This window comes from Streptomyces sp. CNP082, assembly GCF_059570535.1.
Window position 1 is genome coordinate 24,885 of record NZ_JCANSZ010000048.1, and the last position, 18,569, is coordinate 43,453.

The following is an 18,569-nucleotide window of genomic DNA, read 5'->3' on the forward strand; positions in this document are numbered from 1 at the left end:
GCGCGGGTGGCCGTGGCGGGCCGGGCGCGCGTCAGTCTAAGCCGCCCGCGGTCCCCGTACCGCACGGGCGGCCTCACCCGTCCCGCCCGCCCACCGGCGCCACCCGGGGTGCTGCCTGGCCTCAAGGGTGTGTAGCTTGAACGCAAAAGCCGGACAGGGCGAAGGGACGCCTCGTGCACATCGTGATCATGGGGTGCGGCCGGGTGGGTTCCACGCTGGCGCGCACGCTGGAGAAGCAGGGGCACACGGTGTCGGTGATCGACCGCGACCCCACCGCCTTCCGCCGCCTCGGCTCCGGCTTCGCCGGACGCCGTGTCACCGGCATCGGCTTCGACCAGGACACGCTGAAGGACGCCGGCATCGAGGAAGCCGGGGCCTTCGCCGCGGTCAGCTCCGGCGACAACTCGAACATCATCGCCGCCCGCGTCGCCCGCGAGATGTTCGGCGTCGAGAACGTCGCCGCCCGGATCTACGACCCCCGCCGCGCCGAGGTCTACCAGCGGCTCGGCATCCCCACCGTCGCCACCGTCCGCTGGACCGCCGACCAGATGCTGCGCCGCCTGCTGCCCTCGGGCGCCGAGCCGCTGTGGCGGGACCCGAGCGGCCGGGTGGAGCTGGCGGAGGTGCACACCTCGGCGGCGTGGATCGGCCACCGGGTGGCCGAGCTGCAGGAGGAGACGGGCGTACGGGTCGCTTTCCTCACCCGGCAGGGCGAGGCGGTGCTGCCCACCGCCAAGACGGTGCTCCAGGACGGTGACCTGGTGCATGTGATCATGCGTACCGACGAGGTGGAGCAGGTCGAGGCGGCCTGCGCGAAGGGTCCGGAGAAGGAGGACCGACGGTGAGCGACGCCCGGGGCGGAGCAGCGGACGGAGCAGCACAGTGAGCGACGCACGCGCGGCTGCACGACCGCACCCCACGTACCAGCCGCACCGTCGCCGCGCGGGCGGAGAAGCGAACGGAGCAGCACAGTGAGGGTTGCGATCGCAGGTGCCGGTGCGGTGGGCCGCTCCATCGCGGGTGAGCTGCTGGACAACGGGCACGAGGTGCTGCTCATCGACAAGACCCCCACCGCCATCGCCGTGGAGCGCGTGCCGCGGGCGGAGTGGCTGCTCGCCGACGCCTGCGAGATCGCCTCGCTGGACGAGGCCGCGCTGCAGCGCTGCCACGTCGTCATCGCGGCCACCGGCGACGACAAGGTCAACCTCGTCGTCTCGCTGCTCGCCAAGACCGAGTACGGCGTGCCGCGCGTGGTCGCCCGGGTCAACAACCCGCGCAACGAGTGGCTCTACAACGAGGCGTGGGGCGTGGACGTCGCCGTCTCCACGCCGCGGCTGATGTCCGCCCTGGTGGAGGAGGCCGTCAGCGTCGGCGACCTGGTCCGGCTGCTGCGCTTCAGCCACGGCGACGCGAACCTCGTCGAGCTGACCCTGCCGGAGGAGTCGGCGCTCACGGGCACCGCCGTCGGCGACGTCGGCTGGCCCGCGGACACCACGCTGGTGACGATCATCCGCGGCAGCACGGTCCTCACCCCGAAGCCCGAGGACACCCTGGAGGCGGGCGACGAGCTGCTCTTCGTCGCCGCGCAGGCGCGCGAGGAGCAGTTGGAGGAGCTGCTTTCCGTACGACGCGAAGGCTGACCCGGGACCCGGGCCCTCGAAACCCAGGACCGGGGTCCCGGCGGGGCTACTCGCGTTCCGCCGCCTGCCGCTGCTTCTCCCGTTCCTCCTGCGCCTTCTCCTCCGCCTCCATCTCCGCGATCACGTCGATCGGCGGCGGCGCCTGCTTGAGGAAGACGTACGTGAGCGTGACGGCCAGCAGCAGCGGCGGGATCTTCAGCGCCACGATCACCCAGCCGAACTCCTTGGGGTCCGCCCAGAAGTACAGCGGGAAGAGGATCGCGGACTTGGCCAGGAAGATCAGGCCCCAGGCCCAGCTCGCCTTGGCGTACGCCTTCTTGCGGCCCGGGTTGCGGGTGCGCCAGGACAGGTTCTCGCGGAACAGCGGCCCGAGGATCAGCCCGATCAGCGGCACGCCCGCGAGGGTGGTGAGGATGTACGCCAGCGCCAGGCCGAGGCCGTAGAGCAGACCGGGGAGGTAGAAGTCCTTGGCGTTGCCCGTCATCATCGCGAAGACGACGCCGATGGCCACGCCGAAGACGCCGCTGAAAGCGTGCTTGAGGGTGCCGCGGGTGATCAGCCGGGAGACGCCGAGCAGCAGCGAGACGGCGACCGCGGCGATGGCGGAGGGCTTGATCTCCGAGCCGATGGTGTAGACGAGGACGAAGACGAGCCCGGGGACCGTGGTCTCGATCATGCCCCGGACGCCGCCGAACGCCTCGGCCATGGCGGCCTGGGTGGCGGCGTGCGAGTCGCCCTGCGGTACGTCGGAGCCGGGCCGGCCGCCGGCGGCGTCGTCGGACGCGGGCACGGGCGTGGTCCCGGGCGGGCCGCCGGTCGCGCCGGGGCCGCCGGCGCGGTCGTCGGCCGGCTTCTGGAATGACGTCACCGCTGCTCCTGTCCGAGGGGTCGCAGTTCGTATTTGGGGTTGAAGAGCACCCGCCGCCCGCGGCTCATGGCGATCCGGCCCGAGGCGGTCAGGCTGCGGCCCGGCTCGATGCCGGTGATGGCGCGGCGGCCGAGCCAGACCAGGTCAAGCGAGTCGGTGCCGTCGAAGAGCTCCGCCTGCAGTGCGGGGACGCCGGCGCGCGGCTGGAGCGTGACGGTGCGGAGACTGCCGGTGACGGTGACCACGGCGCGGTCGTGGCACTGCTTGATGGGCGTGACGTCCGCGGTGTCCGCGTCGGGCGGCAGGGCGTCCTCCGGCGGTGGCTCCGCGGCACCGGTGATCCGGTCCAGCAGCCGGCGGAACGGGCCGTTGGGTCGGTCGGCGCTGCGGGCGGGGTCCATGTCCGCAGGGTACCCGCCCGGGGCCGTCCGTTTCACTGCTCGAAGCGGTAGCCCATGCCCGGCTCGGTGACGAAGTGGCGCGGGTGGGCGGGGTCCGCCTCCAGCTTGCGGCGGAGCTGGGCCATGTAGACGCGCAGGTAGTTGGTCTCCGTGCCGTACGAGGGCCCCCAGACCTCCTTGAGGAGCTGCTTCTGGCTGACCAGCCGGCCGGCGTTGCGGACCAGCACTTCGAGCAGGTGCCACTCGGTGGGCGTGAGGCGTACGTCGGCGCCGTCGCGGTTGACCTTCTTGGCCGCGAGGTCGACGGTGAAGGTGTCCGTGGTGACGACGGCCAGCTCGCCGGTGGGCGCCGAGGGTTCGGCGCGGCGGACGGCGGCGCGCAGCCGGGCCAGCAGCTCGTCCATGCCGAAGGGCTTGGTCACGTAGTCGTCGGCGCCCGCGTCGAGGGCCTGGACCTTCTCGTCGGAGCTGTGCCGGGCGGAGAGCACCAGGATCGGCACCCGGGTCCAGCCGCGGATGCCGCGGATGACGTCGACGCCGTCCATGTCGGGCAGGCCGAGGTCCAGGACGATCACGTCGGGGTGGCGGTCGGCGGCGAGTTTGAGCGCGGTGGCGCCGTCCTGGGCGGCGTCGACCTCGTACTTGCGCGCCTTGAGGTTGATGACGAGCGCGCGCACGATCTGCGGCTCGTCGTCGACCACGAGCACCCGGTGCATGGCGGCTGCCTTTCGTCCATTCAGAGGATACGGATACGGGGGCGGGGCTGGCGACGGCGGCACGGCCGGCGAGCGCCCCGGCGCCGCCGCGGGCCGGCGGAGGCCGTACGCGGGCGCGGGCGTCACGTCGTCGCCTGGACCGGCAGCTCGGCGGGCGGCACCGCGCCCCGGTCCGGGGCCGCCTGCAGCGTGAGCACCATGGTCAGCCCGCCGCCGGGGGTGTCCTCGGCGACGAGGGTGCCGCCCAGGGCCTCGGCGAAGCCGCGGGCGACCGCGAGGCCGAGGCCCACGCCGGCGCCGCGGGGAGCGTCCCCGTAGCGCTGGAAGGGCTCGAAGATCCGGTCCTTGCCGCTGTCGGGCACCCCGGGGCCGCGGTCGACGACGCGCAGCTCGACCCGGCCGCCGAGGGCGCTCGCCTGCACCAGGACGGGCGTGCCGGGCGGACTGTACTTGACCGCGTTCTCGACGACGTTCGCCACCGAGCGCTCCAGCAGCCCGGGGTCGACGGTGACCATCGGCAGGGTCTCGGGGATCCGCAGCGTGACGCTGCCCTCGGGCACCCCGGCCAGCGCCTTGGGCACCACCTCGTCGAGGTCGGCCTCGCGCAGCAGCGGGGTGACGGTGCCGGTCTGCAGCCGGGACATGTCGAGGAGGTTGCCGACGAGGGCGTCGAGCCGGTCGGCGCCCTCCTCGATGGCCGCCAGCAGCTCCGCCTCGTCCTCCTGCGACCACGCGACATCGTCGGAGCGCAGCGAGGTGACGGCGGCCTTGATGGCGGCCAGCGGGGTGCGCAGGTCGTGGCTGACGGCGGCCAGCAGCGCGGTGCGGATGCGGTTGCCCTCGGCCAGTTTGCGGGCCTCCACGGCCTCGGCGGCCAGCCGCTGCCGCTCCAGTACGACGGCGGCCTGGGCGGCGAACGCGCCGAGCACCCGGCGGTCGGCGGCGGGCAGCTTGCGGCCGGTGAGCGCCAGCGCCATGTCGTCGCCGACGGGCATGTCGGCGTCGGCGTCGTCCGGGTTGACCGTCCCGCAGGTGTCGCTGCCGACGCGGCCGACGCAGGTCCAGCCGTCCTCGCCGCGCTGCCGCTCGAAGAGCGACACGGACTCCATCGCGAACGTCTCGCGGACCCGCTCGAGCAGCGATTCGAGCGTCGCCTCGCCGCGCAGCACGCTGCCCGCGAGCAGCGACATGACCTCGGACTCGGCGCGCAGCCGGGCGGCCTGGGAGGTGCGGCGGGCGGCGAGGTCGACGACGGACGCGACGGCGACGGCCACGGCGAAGAACACCACGAGGGCGACGATGTTCCGCCCGTCGGCGATGGTCCAGGTGCGCACGGGCGGGGTGAAGTAGTAGTTCAGCAGCAGCGAGCCCACCGCGGCCGAGGCCAGCGCCGGCAGCGTGCCGCCGAGGAGCGCGGCCAGGACGGTGGCGAAGAGGAACAGCAGCACCTCGTTGGGCAGCCCGAGGGCCGGGTCGAGCACGAGCAGCAGCCAGGTCGCCAGCGCCGGCCCGGCCAGGCCGACGAGCCAGCCGGCGAGGATACGCCCGCGGCCGAGGCGGGCGCCGCGGGACATCGGCAGCCCGCGGCCCTTGGCGACCTCGTCGTGGGTGACGATGTGCACGTCGAGGTCGGGTCCTGAGTCGCGGGCGACGGTGGCGCCGACGCCGGGGCCGAAGACGTACTGCCACGCCTTGCGGCGGCTGGAGCCCAGCACGATCTGGGTGGCGTTGACGCCGCGCGCGAACTCCAGCAGGGCGTCCGGGATGTCGTCGCCGATGACGTGGTGGAACGTACCGCCCAGGTCCTCGACCAGGGTGCGCTGGACGGCCAGCTCCTCGGGCGAGGAGGTGCTGAGCGGGGTCAGGCCGTCGCTGCGGGAGATGTAGACGGCCATGATCTCGCCGCCGGCGCCCTTGGTCGCCAGCCGCGCGCCGCGGCGGATGAGGGTACGGCCCTCGGGGCCGCCGGTGATGCCGACGACGATGCGCTCGCGGGCCTGCCAGGTGTCGCGGATGTGGTGCTCGCTGCGGTACTCGCGCAGGTAGTCGTCGACCCGGTCGGCGACCCACAGCAGGGCCAGCTCGCGCAGGGCGGTGAGGTTGCCGGGGCGGAAGTAGTTCGACAGCGCGGCGTCGACCTTGCCGGGGTCGTAGATGTTGCCGTGGGCCATCCGGCGGCGCAGCGCCTCGGGCGACATGTCGACAAGCTCGATCTGGCCGGCCTTGCGGACCACGGCGTCCGGCACGGTCTCCCGCTGCCGTACGCCGGTGATGTTCTCCACGACGTCCCCCAGCGACTCCAGGTGCTGGATGTTGACGGTCGATATCACGTCGATGCCGGCGGCCAGCAGCTCCTTGATGTCCTGCCAGCGCTTCTCGTTGCGGGAGCCGGGGACGTTGGTGTGCGCCATCTCGTCGACGAGCGCGACGGCGGGGCGGCGGGCGAGGACGGCGTCCACGTCCATCTCGGTGAACCGCGCGCCGCGGTAGTCCAGCTCACGGCGCGGTATCTGCTCCAGGCCGTGCAGCAGCACCTCGGTGCGCGGCCGGTCGTGGTGCTCGACGAAGCCGACGACGACGTCCGTGCCGCGCTCCAGCCGGCGGTGCGCCTCGGAGAGCATCGCGTAGGTCTTGCCGACGCCCGGCGCCGCACCCAGGTAGATCCGCAGCTTGCCCCGTGTCATGACTCGATTGTCCGTCCGCTTTCGTGCGTGTTCGCACCGTCGAGCGTACGACCGCGGGGGCGGCCCGGCCCGCCCGGTGAGGGCCGCGGACCGGACCTTGACGTATCCCTGACGGAATCGGGTGCGAGCCGGACCGCGCGGGCCGCGGGCCGCGGGCCGGGGCGGCGGCAGGGCGCGGTCCGTACGGGTCAGGCGGGCGCGGCCTCCTGGGACTGCTCCGGCGCCGAGTGGTCCGTGATCGTCCCGTCGCGCAGCTCCAGCACCCGGTCCGCCAGGTCCAGCAGCGCCGCGTCGTGCGTGGCCACCAGCGCCGTAACGCCCTCGCTGCGCACCACCGCCCGCAGCAGCTCCATCACCGCGTGCCCCGTCTCCGCGTCCAACTGCCCCGTCGGCTCGTCCGCGATGATCAGCGCCGGCCGGTTCGCCAGCGCCCGGGCGATCGCCACCCGCTGCTGCTGCCCGCCGGACAGCTCCCCGGGCCGCTGCGCGGCGTGGTCCCCGAGGCCGACCAGCGCGAGCAGCAGCCCCACCCGCTCCTCGCGCTCCCGCGGCGGCACCTTGCGCAGCCGCATCGGCACCCCGACGTTCTCCGCCGCGGACAGGATCGGGATCAGCCCGAACGACTGGAAGACCAGCCCGATCCGGTCCCGCCTGAGTTCGAGCAGCTCCGCCTCGCCGAGCCCGGACAGCGCGACGCCGTCCAGCTCGATCCGGCCGGAGTCGGCGACGTCGAGCCCGGCGACGAGGTTCAGCAGCGTCGTCTTGCCGGAGCCGGACCGGCCCTTCAGCGCGACCAGCTCGCCGCGCGGCACCCGCAGCGACACCCCGCGCAGGGCGTGTACGGCGGTGGCGCCGCTGCCGTACGTGCGGTGCAGATCCGTCACGGCCACCATGGCGTCGCCGGCGTCCGCTGCCCGCTCCCGTACCGCCGTGCCTTCTCTGCCGGTGTCCTCGCTCATGAGTCCTCCCCCTCGTCGTGCCGCTCGTCGTGCCGGTCCTCGTGGCGCCCGCCGGGTCCCTCCGGCGCGGCCGGCCTCCCGTCGGCCCGCCACACCCCGACGTGGTCCGGCTCCGCGGTCAGCCGGACCCGTCGTCGCAGACCGTACCGCTCGACGTACTCGCGCGGCAGTTGCAGCCTGCCGACGCGGTCCAGCACCGCGTAGTCGGCGGCCGTCAGCTCCTCGTCCCGCAGCGTCTCGGCGGCGGTGCGGCCGTCGCGGATCTGCACCGTGCGGCGGACCTGGCGGGAGACCAGCGGGTCGTGGGTGACGACGAGGACGGTGGTGGCCAGCTCCTCGTTGGCGCGGCGCAGCGCGGCGAAGACCTGCTCCCCGCTCGCGGTGTCCAGCGCCCCGGTCGGCTCGTCGGCCAGCAGCACCCGCGGCCGGTTGGCGGCGGTCGAGGAGGCCGGCGGCCCGCCGCGGGAGCTCGCGGCGCGGGACGCGGGCGTACGCCATGGGCGGCGCGACGTTCTCCTGGGCGGTCAGGTACGGCAGCGGGTTGCGGGCGGTCTGCTGCCAGACGAAGCCGACGGTGCGGCGCCGGTACGCCAGCCGCTCGCGGCGGCCCATGGCGAGCAGGTCGTGCCCGGCGACGCGGGCGCGCCCCGCGGTGGGCACGTCGAGGCCGGAGAGGATGCCGAGGAGGGTGGACTTGCCGGAGCCGGAGGCGCCGACGAGGGCGGTCATCTCGCCGTCGGCGACGGCGAGATCGAGGCCCTGGAGGGCCGGCACCTCGACGCCTTCGGTGTGGAAGATGCGGACGAGGTGGTCGCAGTCGACGACGGCTCGCGACCCTCGGCCGCGGGAGCGGCCCGGGCGGCACGCTCCAGCGCGGCGAGGTCGGGGGGCGGGGTACGGGGGTCGGTCACGCGGACCACCTGGGGCGGGTCGGGGGCGGTAAGGGGTGTCGGGTCGGGGGCGGTAAGGGGTGTCGGGTCGGGGGCGGTAAGGGGTGTCGGGTCCGAGGCGGTCGGGGGTGTCGGGTCCGGGGCGGTCGGGGGTGTGGGTGCGCGGCCGAACCGAACCCCCCGTCGGCCCCGTCGGCGACGACGGGCACCCGGGCACCCCGGCCTCACGCCTACGGACGCCGCCACCCACTCCCCACCCCTCCGGGGCAGACCCATCCGCCCGGCCGCCCACCGCACGGGCCCAGCACGGTCCCGCCCCCACGCACACCACGGCGGCGGGCCGGGTCCCCTGACCCGGCCCGCCGCCGTACTACCTCATCCGCACTCCGCCGCGGAGCGCCTAGCGCACCTCGGTGATCTCCGGGCCGCGCGCCAGCGAGTCGATGCCGCCCGCGAACCGCGAGCCCTCGCTCGCGTCGTCCTGCTGCACCCCGTCCGGCACCATCTGCGCGTCCGTCGGCAGTTGCAGCACGATCGGGTCGCGCGGCGCCATCGGCCCCTCGCCCCGTACGACCACGGTCTCGCGGAAGATCTTCTCCAGCACCCCCGCCGCCTGCGGCTGCACCGCGGCGTGGCCGGAGATCACCCCACGCAGGAACCACCGCGGGCCGTCGCAGCCGACGAACCGCACCACCTGCATGCCGCTCTTGCCGTCCGGCAGCTTGACCGGCACCTGCGCGCGCAGCTCCCAGCCGAGGGTGTCCTTGCGCTCGTCGATGATGCCGCCCTGCTTGGTGATGCCGTTGGCGATCTCGGCGCGGACCTCCCCCCAGATGCCCTCGTTCTTCGGGGCGGCGAAGCCCTGGAGCTGGATCGCGCTGTCGCGCAGCACCACGGTCGCGGCGACGATCGACTCGCCCGCCACCTCGACCCGCAGCTCCATGCCCTCGACCCCGGGGACGAGCAGCCCGCCGAGGTCCACCCGGCCGCGGGTGGCGTCCTCGACCTCGCCGATGTCCCACGGCCCGTCGGGCCGCTCCTCGGGGGGCAGCGCGTACCTGCGCTCCTCCCCGTCCGCCGACTGCTCGTCCGCCGGCTCCCCGGCGTCCTCGGCGGTCACGCCGTCGGCGAGCTTGTCGACGGGCTCCTCCTGCCCCTTGCGACGACGTCCGAACACGTCACTGTCCTTCCCGGTCGGCAATGACCGAAGCGTATCCATGAACGGCCTTACGGCCCCCGAGGGACGCGTGCCCTCCGGTCGATCCGTGCCCGTCCTCGCCCCTGGCGGAGCCGGGGAGTTCGGCCACTTCGTGGAAGCGGGCCTTCTCCACCTGCTGGATCACCAGTTGGGCGATCCGGTCAAAACGCTCGAAACGCACCGGCCGGCGCGGGTCGAGGTTGACCACGTTCACCTTGATCTCCCCACGGTACCCGGCATCAACCGTCCCCGGGGCGTTCACGAGCGTCACGCCGCAGCGGGCCGCGAGCCCGGAGCGCGGGTGGACGAAGGCCGCGTAGCCGTCGGGCAGCGCGATGGCGATGCCGGTGGGGAGGATGACGCGCTCGCCGGGGGGCAGCTCCGCGGGCCGGGTCGTGACGAGGTCGACGCCGGCGTCGCCCGGGTGCGCGTACGCCGGGAGCGGTACCTCGGGGTCGACGCGGCGGATCAGCACGTCCACCGGCTCCCGCCCCGCCGTCACGGGTTCACCTCGAAGGCGCGGGCCCGCCGGACCTGGTCGGGGTCGGCCATCGCGGCCTGGATCTCGCGTTCGCGGCCGTGCGCGACGAAGTGGGCCACCTTGACCTCCACGAACAGGGCGTCTGCGCGTAGGGCCACCGGGCCGTCGGGGGCGTCGAGGCGGCCGGTGGCGGTGGAGTAGATCTTGCGGCCGTTGACGGCGCGGACCCGGGCGGTCAGGTGGAGGGTGGTGCCCACCGGCACCGGGCGCAGGAAGTCGGTCTCCAGCCGGCCGGTCACCGTGATGGTGTGCAGCAGCCAGTTCAGGGCGCCGAGCGTCTCGTCGAGTGCGGCGGCGAGCACCCCGCCGTGGGCGAGGCCGGGGGCGCCCTGGTGGGCTGCCTTGACGGTGAACTCCGCCGTCACGCTCACGCCCTCGCCCGCCCGCGCGGCCAGGTGCAACCCGTGCTCCTGGCCGCCGCAGCCGAAGCACTGGTCGTAGTGGGAGCCGAGAAGCTCGCCGGGCGCCGGGGCGTCCGGGTGCCGCCCGGGTTCCGCGGCGCCGGGCGGCGGGGTCAGCTTGTCACTTGCAGTCACGCAGCCAGAGCCTACCTGCGCGCACGGCCCGCGGCCGGGCCACCGGCGGCGGCCGTGGGAGGCTGGGGCCATGGAGACGACGCAGAGCTACGACGAGCGGCTGAGCGCACCGCGGTCCTGGTGGGGCCTGGCGGTGGGCACCGGGGTGTGTCTGGCGCTGATGCTGACGCCCTTCGGCACGCTGCCGCTGCTGGCCGGGCTCGCCGGCGGGACGGCGCTGGCGGCGGTGGGGGTCAGCTCGTACGGCTCGGCCCGGATCCGCGTCGTCGGCGGGAAGCTCGTCACCGACGACGCCCGGATCCCGCTGTCGGCGCTGGGCGAGGCCGAGGCCCTGGACGCGGAGGAGGCGCGGGCCTGGCGCACGCACAAGGCGGACACGCGCGCGTACATGCTGCTGCGGGGGTACATCCCGACGGCGGTGCGGGTGGAGGTCACGGATCCCGAGGATCCGACGCCGTATCTCTACCTGTCCACGCGGGAGCCGGAGCGGCTGGTGGCGGCGCTGCGGTCCGCCGCGGGCTGACGCCCGGCGCAGGGGCCCGGCGGGGACTGCGAAGGGCGCGTCAGCTCGCGCCCGGCGGCAGCGCCTGCGGCGCGGGGGTGCCGCCCCGCGGCAGTCCGGCGTCTTCGGCGGCTGTACGGGCCTGTGGGACCCCGGCAGGCGCCTCTTCCCCGCCCTGGGGCGGGAGCGCGTCCCACGGGACCTGGCGGGCGCGCAGGTCGCCGCGGATGCGTTCGGCGAGCTTGCGGGTGTCCCTGCGGTTCATCAGCGCACCGGCCGCCGCGCCCATGAGGAACGGGGCGAGGGTCGGCAGGTTCCGCACGGTGCGCTTGAGGACCTGCTGCCGCAGCCGGCGGCGCATGGGCCCGCCGAGCACGACGTCGAGGCCGGCACCGCTGACGAGTACCGCGGTGTCGATGCCGCGCTCCTCGGTCCAGGAGCCCAGGTACGCCATGGCCCGCTGCCGAGCCGGGCCGTGCGCCCGGACCCCGTACACCTCGTGCAGCTCGGCGATCAGCTTCAGCTCTATCGAGGCCACGCCGACGATCTCGGCGCTGAGCTCGGCCGGCATGGCTGGCGGCGCGGGCATCATCGCCGCCGCTCCGATGCCCGCGCCGACCGTGGCGCTCCCCTTCACCGCTCCGGCGATCAGCCGGTCGGCGATCTCCTCGGGACCGAGCCCGGGAAACTGCCGGCGCAGCGTCGCCAGGTCGCGGACCGGGACGCGCGGCGCGGTGCGCACGATGGCGTCCGCCACCCGCTCCAGCGCCGCCCGGACGCGCCGGTCAGGGCGCGTCCGCTGCAGGATCCCGGTCTTCGGCCCGGCGGGACCGGAACCGGCCGTGGGGGCCACGGCCGGCCTCAGGCCGCGCAGTCGCGGCAGATCGGCTGGCCGTTCTTCTCGGCGGCCAACTGGCTGCGGTGGTGCACCAGGAAGCAGCTCATGCAGGTGAACTCGTCCTCCTGGCGGGGCAGCACCCGCACGGACAGCTCCTCATTGGAGAGATCCGCACCGGGCAGCTCCAGCCCTTCGTTCTGCTCGAACTCGTCGACGTCGACGGCGGCGGCCGACTTGTCGCTGCGCCGCGCCTTCAGCTCTTCGATGCTGTCTTCGTTGACATCGTCGTCTGTCTTGCGTGGGGTGTCGTAGTCCGTTGCCATTCTCGCTCTCCCCCTCCGGGTGGTCAGTGAGTCTCCAGCGCACGTAACGCATGAGAGGCCGGTCTTGTGCCCGACCCGAAGCGGAGATTTTGCCTCACATCAAGGTCTGTTACTCAATCGACACCCAGCCGCCCCCCGCAGGGGTGATCGCGGCCGGATGGCGAAAGGGACCATACGCGGTCCCGGGCCCTTCTCGTGCACGCCACCCCGTGTACTTCCCGTGACCGTATCCTGCGGAAACGCGGATCTTACGGGCTTTTCCGGGAATACGGCGATGACGCAGCCTACACAGCCGTGAGGGGCGGAATGTGACGCATCACACAGTCTGCATGGGCAGGGCGACGCGCAACACCAGGCCCCCGCCCTCGCGCGGCTGTGCGGTGACCGTCCCGCCGTGCGCGCGAATGACGGATCTCACAATGGACAGCCCCAGTCCTACCCCCTTGTCGCTGCCCGTACGCTCCGTGCTCCGCAGCCGCCGGAACGGCTCGAAGAGGTTGTCCACCTCGTACGCGGGGACGACCGGCCCGGTGTTGGCGACCGTCAGCACGGCGACGCCGGGCTGCGCCTCCGTCGCCACCTCGACCCAGCCGCCCTCGGGGACGTTGTACCGCACGGCGTTCTGCACCAGGTTCAGCCCCACCCGCTCCAGCAGCACCCCGTTGCCCTGGACGTACGCGGGCTTGCGCACCCCGCGCAGCTCGACGCCCTTGGCCTGCGCCTCGCCGCGGACCTGCTCCATCGCCTGGGAGGCCACCTCGGCGAGGTCGACCGGCTTTCTGTCGACGATCTCGTGCTCGCTGCGGGCGAGCAGCAGCAGGCCCTCCACCAGCAGCTCACTGCGCTCGTTGGTGGCCAGCAGGGTCTTGCCGAGCTGCTGCAGCTCCGGCGACGCCTCCGGGTCGGAGAGCTGCACCTCCAGCAGGGTGCGGTTGATCGCCAGCGGGGTGCGCAGCTCGTGCGAGGCGTTGGCGACGAAGCGCTGCTGGGAGTTGAACGCCCGGTCCAGGCGGTCGAGCATGTCGTCGAAGGTGTCGGCCAGCTCCTTCAGCTCGTCGTCCGGCCCGTCCAGCTCGATGCGCTTGTGCAGGTCGGAGCCGGCCACGCTGCGGGCGGTGCGGGTGATGCGGCCGAGCGGCGAGAGCACCCGGCCGGCGACGACGTAGCCGAAGGCGAAGGCCAGGACCGTCATCCCCAGCAGCGCGAGCAGCGACTTGCGCAGCAGCGAATCCAGGGCGAGCTGGCGCCGCCGCTCGATGCACGCCTCCAGGATCGCGTTGAACTGGCTGTACGTCTCCGCGTCCGAGACCTCGGGGCAGGGGCTGCTGGCCACCTGCACCGTGCCGCTGGACTCCAGCAGCTTGACCGGGGTGGCGAAGCTGTCCAGGGCCGTGGCGGCCAGCAGATAGATGATGGTCAGCAGCACCATGCCGGCCATCAGGAACATGCCGCCGTAGATCAGCGTGAGCCGTATCCGGATCGTCGGGCGCAGCCAGTACGGCGCCGCGGCCTCCCGGGGGTCCCAGGTGGGCTTGGGCGGGGTACCGGCGGGCAGCGCGTCGGACGCGGAGCGTCTGTTGTCGTCCATGGGGCCATCCGTCGGGTGCGTGGGGGTGCGTGGGGGGCGTCAGATGCGGTAGCCCGAGCCGGGCACCGTGATGATCACAGGGGGCTCGCCGAGCTTGCGGCGCAGCGTCATGACGGTGACGCGTACGACGTTGGTGAACGGGTCGGTGTTCTCGTCCCACGCCTTCTCCAGCAACTGCTCCGCGGAGACCACGCCGCCCTCGGCGCGCATCAGCACCTCCAGCACCGCGAACTCCTTCGGCGCGAGCTGCACCAGCCGCCCGTCCCGGTACACCTCCCGGCGGCCCGGGTCCAGCTTGATGCCGGAGCGCTCCAGCACCGGGGGCAGCGCCTGGGTGCTGCGCCGGCCGAGGGCACGCACCCGCGCCGTGAGTTCGCTGAAGGCGAACGGCTTGGGCAGGTAGTCGTCGGCGCCCAGCTCCAGCCCCTCGACGCGGTCGCGGACGTCGCCCGCCGCGGTCAGCATCAGCACGCGGGTGGGCAGGCCCAGCTCGACGACCTTGCTGCACACGTCGTCGCCGTGGACCAGCGGCAGGTCGCGGTCGAGCACCACGACGTCGTAGTCGTTGAGCTCGATGCGGTCGATGGCCGCCGCGCCATCGTAGACGACGTCCACGGCCATCGCCTCCCGGCGCAGCCCGGTGGCCACCGCGTCGGCGAGCAGTTGCTCGTCCTCGACGACGAGTACGCGCACGGCGGGGTCCTCTCTCGTAGAGCGTGGGGGGCACGGATCGGTGCTGTGGATCAGCGCTGTGGATCAGTGCTGCGGATCAGTGCTGCAGAACAGCTCCATCCTGCCTGCAATGGGCGTAAACCGGTGGTAAGCAGCCGAGCACCCAAAGAATCTGCGGATCCGATGTTTCCACCCCGGGTACTGCGGGGAGGACGATTCCACACCCGCCGATCACGTTTCCCAGCCTCCATTCCCGGCATGGCACACAGGCTGTAGCCGGAAGGACGGTCTCCGTGATCTGAACCGTCGGCACATCCCTGAGTGCCTCGACCCGACGACGAGGGGGCGCACACAATGGACGCTTTCACCGCTGGCATTCTGCAGCGCATCAAGAAGGCCGAGAACGAGCTGGACCGCGCCCGCGAGGAAGGCGACGACTTCGGTGTCGAGGTCGAGCAGGAGGAGCTGGACGACCTGCGCCGGCTCGCCGCCGACCACGGCGTCGAGGTCGGCGCCGGCTCCGGAGTCTGACCCGCCCGACGACCACACCGCCCCGGCCCCGCGAGGGTGCCGGGGCGCCGTTCTGTCCGGAGGTGTCCGGGAGGCGTCGTGGCGGTGGCGCGGGGGTTGCGGGGTACGGGCGGGGAGGTGGCGGCGGTGCGGGCCGGGGCGGAGCCCGTCAGTCGTGCCAGGCGCCCAGCTCGTCCAGCAGCCGCTGCAGCGGCTCGAAGAGCCCCGGCACCGCGGCGACGGTCAGGTCCCCGTCGGGCCGCCCGCCCGGCCGGGAGCCGGTCAGCGCGCCGCTCTCGCGGGCGATGAGGTCGCCGGCGGCCAGGTCCCAGGGATGCAGGCCGCGCTCGTAGTAGCCGTCGAGCCGGCCGCAGGCCACGTCGCACAGGTCGATCGCCGCCGAGCCGCCGCGGCGGATGTCGCGTACCCGCGGTATGAGCTGCCGGGCCACCTCGGCCTGGTGCGCGCGGACCGTGTGGACGTAGTTGAAGCCGGTGGAGATCAGCGCCTGGTCCATCGGCGGGGTGGGCCGGCAGTGCGCCGGTGCGCCGTTGACGAAGGCGCCGCCGCCGCGTACGGCGTGGTACGTCTCGCCGCGCATCGGCGCCGCCACGACGCCGACGACGGCCTCGCCCGCGCACTCGGCGGCGATGCTGACGGCCCACTCGGGACGCCCGTAGAGGTAGTTCACGGTGCCGTCTACCGGGTCCACGACCCAGCGCACGCCGCTGGTGCCGGGCCTGCTCGCGCCCTCCTCGCCCAGGATCCCGTCGGCGGGCCGGCGCTCGGCGAGGAAGCCGGTGATCAGCTTTTCGGCGGCGAAGTCCATCTCGGTGACGACGTCGATGGCGCTGGACTTCGTCGCCGCCACGCCGAGGTCGGCGGGCCGGCGGTCGCGCAGCAGCTCACCCGCCAGGCGCGCGGCCTGCAGCGCCAGCGCCAGCAGCTCGTCGTGCGGCGCGGCGGCGGGCTCGGGGCGGGGTTCGTCGGTCACGGTGGTCAGCTCCTCGGTCGGGGGCGGACCCCCGGGCGGCGGTCAGGCGGAGGTCAGCCGGCGGTCGGTCGGCGCTCGGTCGGCGGTTCAGTCGGCGCCCGCGATCGCGGGCCGGGGCGTACGGGCCGGGCAGCAGCCCGCCGGGCAGACGTCGTGGCCCGGCCCGAGCCGGCCCAGCGCGACCCGCTCGACCGGCTCCCCGCGCTCGGTCGCGGCCCGCTCCAGGATCAGCTCGCGCAGCGTCGCGACGAACCCCGGCCCCGCCCCGACGGTCGCCGAGCGCACCGCGGGCAGCCCCAGCTCCGCCGCCTTCGCCATCGCCTCGGTGTCGAGGTCGTAGACGACCTCCATGTGATCCGAGACGAAGCCGATCGGCACCATCACCACCGCGGGCGCGCCGGCGGCGTGCAGCTCCTCCAGGTGGTCGCAGATGTCCGGCTCCAGCCACGGGATGTGCGGCGCGCCGCTGCGGGACTGGTAGACGAGCCGCCAGGGCCGGTCCACGCCCGTGGACGCCTGGACGGCGTCCGCGACCAGCCGGGCGGCGTCCAGGTGCTGCGCCACGTACGCGCCGCCGTCGCCGTGGCCCTCGGGGGGACCCGAGGTGCCGGCCGCGGAGGTGGGCAGGGAGTGGGTACTGAACGCCAGGTGGGCGCCGTCGCGTACGTCCGCGGGCAGGTGCTCCAGGGCGGCCAGGACGCCCGCGATCACGCCGTCGACGAAGCCGGGGGCGTTGAAGTAGTGCCGCAGCTTGTCGACGCGCGGCGGCTGCAGGCCCTCCGCGGCGAGCGCGGCCAGCGACTCGGCCAGGTTCTCGCGGTACTGCCGGCAGCCGGAGTACGAGGCGTACGCGCTGGTGACCAGCGCCAGCACCCGCCGGTGCCCGGCCTGCGTCATCTCCCGCAGGGTGTCGGTCACGTACGGGACCCAGTTCCGGTTCCCCCAGTAGACCGGGAGGTCGAGGCCGGCGTCCGCGAAGTCCTTGCGCAGCGCCTGCAGCAGGGTGCGGTTCTGGGCGTTGATGGGGCTCACGCCGCCGAAGAGGTAGTAGTGCTTGCCCACCTCCTCCAGCCGCTCGCGCGGGATGCCGCGGCCCCGGGTGACGTTCGCCAGGAACGGAACGACATCGTCCGGGCCCTCGGGGCCGCCGAAGGACAGGAGCAGAAGGGCGTCGTACGGCTGCGGGGACGGTACGTCTGGCATGTCTTCGATCCTGCCATGTGCGGCCCCCGGCCCGAGTCGGGCACCGGCGTCGGGCCCCGCCGTACGCGCGAGTATCATCCCTGTCCAGCCGGGGGGCGGAGAGCGGGCGACGAGGGGCCGTACGACCGGCCCGGTCAGCGGATGGGCGGCAGATGCATCAGGTGAGCAACAGGAGGGCCGCGGGCGCCTGGCGCAACTGGGCGGGCACCGTCGCCGTGCGCCCCGCGCGCACCGTCAGCCCCGCCACCACGGCCGAGGTCACCGACGCCGTGCGCGCCGCCGCCGAGGAGGGCCTGAAGGTCAAGGCCGTCGGTACGGGCCACTCCTTCACCGCCGCCGCGGCCACCGGCGGGCTCATGATCCGCCCGGACCGGCTGGTCGGCATCCACGAGATCGACCGCGAGGCCGGCACCGTCACCGCCGCCGCGGGCACCCCGCTGCACCAGCTCAACCGCGCCCTCGCCGCCGCCGGCCTGTCGCTGGCCAACATGGGCGACATCATGGCGCAGACCGTCGCCGGGGCCACCGCCACCGGCACCCACGGCACCGGCCGCTCCTCCGCCTCGCTGGCCGCCCAGATCACCGCGCTGGAGCTGGTGACGGCCGACGGCCGGGCGCGTACGTACACGGCGGCGGACACCGGCGAGGACGCGGCGGTCTTCGCCGCCGCCCGGCTCGGCATCGGCGCGCTGGGCGTCGTCACGTCGGTGACGTTCGCGGTGGAGCCGGTCTTCCTGCTCACCGCGCGGGAGGAGCCGATGGCCCTCACCGACGTCCTCGCGGACTTCGGCGAACTGGCCGAGGGCAACGAGCACTTCGAGTTCTACTGGTTCCCGCACACCGGCCGCTGCAACACCAAGCGCAACAACCGCAGCACGGGCCCGGCCGCGCCGCTGGGCCGGATCGGCGGGTGGATCGACGACGAGCTGCTCTCCAACGGCGTGTTCCAGGCCGCCTGCGCGGTGGGGCGGGCGGTGCCCGCGGCGATCCCGGGCATCGCGGCGATCTCCAGCCGCGCGCTGTCGGCGCGGACGTACACGGACATCCCGTACAAGGTCTTCACCAGCCCGCGCAGGGTGCGGTTCGTGGAGATGGAGTACGCGCTGCCGCGGGAGGCGGCCGTGCCCGCGATCCGGGAGCTGAAGGCGATGATCGACCGGTCGGGGCTGCGGATCAGCTTCCCGGTGGAGGTACGGGTCGCGCCCGCGGACGACATCCCGCTGTCGACGGCGTCGGGGCGGGACACGGCGTACATCGCGGTGCACCTGTACCGCGGGACGCCGCACCACGCGTACTTCACGGCGGTGGAGCAGATCATGACGGCGCACGGCGGCCGGCCGCACTGGGGGAAGCTGCACAGCCGGGACGCGGAGTACCTGGCGGAGGTCTACCCGCGGTTCGGGGAGTTCACGGCGGTACGGGACCGGCTGGACCCCGGCCGCGTGTTCGGGAACGACTACCTGCGGCGGGTGCTGGGGGACTGACGGCCCCCGCACGCCCCCGGAG

General features: G+C 73.9%; 20 protein-coding genes and 1 pseudogene. 5 read left to right on the top strand and 16 right to left on the bottom strand.

The window, feature by feature from the left end:
* Window positions 1-173 precede the first annotated feature (173 nt).
* Together B124_RS28895 and B124_RS28900 are read left to right on the top strand one after the other, a co-directional pair.
* Window positions 174-845 carry a potassium channel family protein gene (locus B124_RS28895; RefSeq protein WP_496505930.1) on the top strand — a complete coding sequence of 224 codons (672 nt, stop codon included), beginning with the start codon at window positions 174-176 and terminating at the stop codon, window positions 843-845.
* A 126-nt stretch (window positions 846-971) separates the two neighbouring features.
* The gene (locus B124_RS28900; RefSeq protein ID WP_496505931.1) at window positions 972-1,640 is read left to right on the top strand and encodes a potassium channel family protein; all 669 of its coding nucleotides are present in this window, start codon (window positions 972-974) and stop codon (window positions 1,638-1,640) included.
* Between the two features lie 46 nt (window positions 1,641-1,686).
* Here B124_RS28900 and B124_RS28905 read toward each other — a convergent pair whose 3' ends face one another.
* The 10 genes and pseudogenes from B124_RS28905 to B124_RS28950 all read right to left on the bottom strand — a co-directional run bounded on the left by B124_RS28905 (window position 1,687) and on the right by B124_RS28950 (window position 10,433).
* Window positions 1,687-2,508 (bottom strand): DUF3159 domain-containing protein, encoded by an 822-nt coding sequence (locus B124_RS28905; protein WP_496505932.1) that lies wholly within the window; start codon window positions 2,506-2,508, stop codon window positions 1,687-1,689.
* Window positions 2,505-2,909: an OB-fold nucleic acid binding domain-containing protein gene (locus B124_RS28910; protein WP_496505933.1), complete on the bottom strand. Its 405-nt coding sequence runs from the start codon at window positions 2,907-2,909 to the stop codon at window positions 2,505-2,507. The genes B124_RS28905 and B124_RS28910 overlap by 4 nt, the downstream gene beginning before the upstream one ends.
* 32 nt (window positions 2,910-2,941) lie before the next feature.
* The gene (locus B124_RS28915) at window positions 2,942-3,625 is read right to left on the bottom strand and encodes a response regulator (RefSeq protein WP_496505934.1); all 684 of its coding nucleotides are present in this window, start codon (window positions 3,623-3,625) and stop codon (window positions 2,942-2,944) included.
* A gap of 122 nt (window positions 3,626-3,747) precedes the next feature.
* A complete protein-coding gene (locus B124_RS28920) occupies window positions 3,748-6,309 on the bottom strand; it encodes a DUF4118 domain-containing protein (RefSeq protein WP_496505935.1) in 2,562 nt (853 codons plus the stop codon).
* Window positions 6,310-6,497: 188 nt separating this feature from the next.
* Window positions 6,498-7,268: an ABC transporter ATP-binding protein gene (locus B124_RS28925; RefSeq protein WP_496505955.1), complete on the bottom strand. Its 771-nt coding sequence runs from the start codon at window positions 7,266-7,268 to the stop codon at window positions 6,498-6,500.
* Entirely contained in the window at window positions 7,265-7,687 is a 423-nt protein-coding gene (locus B124_RS28930; RefSeq protein WP_496505957.1) for a hypothetical protein, read from the bottom strand. Before B124_RS28930 ends, B124_RS28925 begins: the two co-directional genes overlap by 4 nt.
* Window positions 7,688-7,796: 109 nt before the next feature.
* Window positions 7,797-7,997: pseudogene (locus tag B124_RS28935) on the bottom strand (ATP-binding cassette domain-containing protein); the annotation flags it as partial.
* A 561-nt stretch (window positions 7,998-8,558) separates the two neighbouring features.
* Window positions 8,559-9,335 (bottom strand): DUF3710 domain-containing protein, encoded by a 777-nt coding sequence (locus B124_RS28940; RefSeq protein ID WP_496505936.1) that lies wholly within the window; start codon window positions 9,333-9,335, stop codon window positions 8,559-8,561.
* Window position 9,336: 1 nt separating this feature from the next.
* On the bottom strand, window positions 9,337-9,858 hold the full coding sequence (gene dut / locus B124_RS28945; protein ID WP_496505937.1) for a dUTP diphosphatase: 522 nt from the start codon (window positions 9,856-9,858) through the stop codon (window positions 9,337-9,339).
* Window positions 9,855-10,433 (bottom strand): PaaI family thioesterase, encoded by a 579-nt coding sequence (locus B124_RS28950; RefSeq protein WP_496505938.1) that lies wholly within the window; start codon window positions 10,431-10,433, stop codon window positions 9,855-9,857. Before B124_RS28950 ends, dut begins: the two co-directional genes overlap by 4 nt.
* A 70-nt stretch (window positions 10,434-10,503) precedes the next feature.
* Between B124_RS28950 and B124_RS28955 the strand changes: the two genes are divergently transcribed.
* Window positions 10,504-10,956, top strand: coding sequence for a DUF3093 domain-containing protein (locus tag B124_RS28955; RefSeq protein WP_496505939.1), 453 nt, complete (start codon window positions 10,504-10,506; stop codon window positions 10,954-10,956).
* A 40-nt stretch (window positions 10,957-10,996) separates the two neighbouring features.
* On the opposite strand, the gene B124_RS28960 is transcribed toward B124_RS28955, so the two are convergent.
* The 4 genes from B124_RS28960 to B124_RS28975 form a co-directional block, all read right to left on the bottom strand.
* Entirely contained in the window at window positions 10,997-11,788 is a 792-nt protein-coding gene (locus B124_RS28960) for a hypothetical protein (RefSeq protein WP_496505940.1), read from the bottom strand.
* Between the two features lie 8 nt (window positions 11,789-11,796).
* Complete coding sequence (locus B124_RS28965) at window positions 11,797-12,096, bottom strand: DUF4193 domain-containing protein (protein ID WP_018838171.1); 300 nt, start codon at window positions 12,094-12,096, stop codon at window positions 11,797-11,799.
* Window positions 12,097-12,412: 316 nt separating this feature from the next.
* Complete coding sequence (locus B124_RS28970; protein WP_496505941.1) at window positions 12,413-13,684, bottom strand: sensor histidine kinase; 1,272 nt, start codon at window positions 13,682-13,684, stop codon at window positions 12,413-12,415.
* 39 nt (window positions 13,685-13,723) lie between these two features.
* The gene (locus tag B124_RS28975; protein WP_101421051.1) at window positions 13,724-14,377 is read right to left on the bottom strand and encodes a response regulator transcription factor; all 654 of its coding nucleotides are present in this window, start codon (window positions 14,375-14,377) and stop codon (window positions 13,724-13,726) included.
* Between the two features lie 333 nt (window positions 14,378-14,710).
* Between B124_RS28975 and B124_RS28980 the strand changes: the two genes are divergently transcribed.
* Complete coding sequence (locus tag B124_RS28980; RefSeq protein WP_347581794.1) at window positions 14,711-14,887, top strand: hypothetical protein; 177 nt, start codon at window positions 14,711-14,713, stop codon at window positions 14,885-14,887.
* A gap of 148 nt (window positions 14,888-15,035) precedes the next feature.
* Here the strand turns inward: B124_RS28980 and B124_RS28985 are convergent, their stop codons facing one another.
* Both B124_RS28985 and B124_RS28990 read right to left on the bottom strand, forming a co-directional pair.
* Complete coding sequence (locus B124_RS28985) at window positions 15,036-15,860, bottom strand: inositol monophosphatase family protein (RefSeq protein WP_496505942.1); 825 nt, start codon at window positions 15,858-15,860, stop codon at window positions 15,036-15,038.
* 87 nt (window positions 15,861-15,947) lie between these two features.
* Window positions 15,948-17,063, bottom strand: a complete 1,116-nt coding sequence (locus B124_RS28990) for a ferrochelatase (RefSeq protein WP_496505943.1) — start codon at window positions 17,061-17,063, stop codon at window positions 15,948-15,950.
* A gap of 152 nt (window positions 17,064-17,215) precedes the next feature.
* On the opposite strand from B124_RS28990, the gene B124_RS28995 reads away from it, so the two are divergent.
* Complete coding sequence (locus tag B124_RS28995; protein ID WP_496505944.1) at window positions 17,216-18,547, top strand: D-arabinono-1,4-lactone oxidase; 1,332 nt, start codon at window positions 17,216-17,218, stop codon at window positions 18,545-18,547.
* Window positions 18,548-18,569 lie beyond the last annotated feature (22 nt).

What these genes read in the sequence shown, in the direction of transcription:
- B124_RS28910 (WP_496505933.1), bottom strand. Translation starts at nt 2,909, where the DNA reads ATGGACCCCGCCCGCAGCGCCGACCGACCCAACGGCCCGTTCCGCCGG.
- B124_RS28915 (WP_496505934.1), bottom strand. Translation starts at nt 3,625, where the DNA reads ATGCACCGGGTGCTCGTGGTCGACGACGAGCCGCAGATCGTGCGCGCG.
- B124_RS28920 (WP_496505935.1), bottom strand. Translation starts at nt 6,309, where the DNA reads ATGACACGGGGCAAGCTGCGGATCTACCTGGGTGCGGCGCCGGGCGTC.
- B124_RS28925 (WP_496505955.1), bottom strand. Translation starts at nt 7,268, where the DNA reads ATGAGCGAGGACACCGGCAGAGAAGGCACGGCGGTACGGGAGCGGGCA.
- B124_RS28955 (WP_496505939.1), top strand. Translation starts at nt 10,504, where the DNA reads ATGGAGACGACGCAGAGCTACGACGAGCGGCTGAGCGCACCGCGGTCC.
- B124_RS28965 (WP_018838171.1), bottom strand. Translation starts at nt 12,096, where the DNA reads ATGGCAACGGACTACGACACCCCACGCAAGACAGACGACGATGTCAAC.
- B124_RS28970 (WP_496505941.1), bottom strand. Translation starts at nt 13,684, where the DNA reads ATGGACGACAACAGACGCTCCGCGTCCGACGCGCTGCCCGCCGGTACC.
- B124_RS28980 (WP_347581794.1), top strand. Translation starts at nt 14,711, where the DNA reads ATGGACGCTTTCACCGCTGGCATTCTGCAGCGCATCAAGAAGGCCGAG.
- B124_RS28990 (WP_496505943.1), bottom strand. Translation starts at nt 17,063, where the DNA reads ATGCCAGACGTACCGTCCCCGCAGCCGTACGACGCCCTTCTGCTCCTG.
- B124_RS28995 (WP_496505944.1), top strand. Translation starts at nt 17,216, where the DNA reads ATGCATCAGGTGAGCAACAGGAGGGCCGCGGGCGCCTGGCGCAACTGG.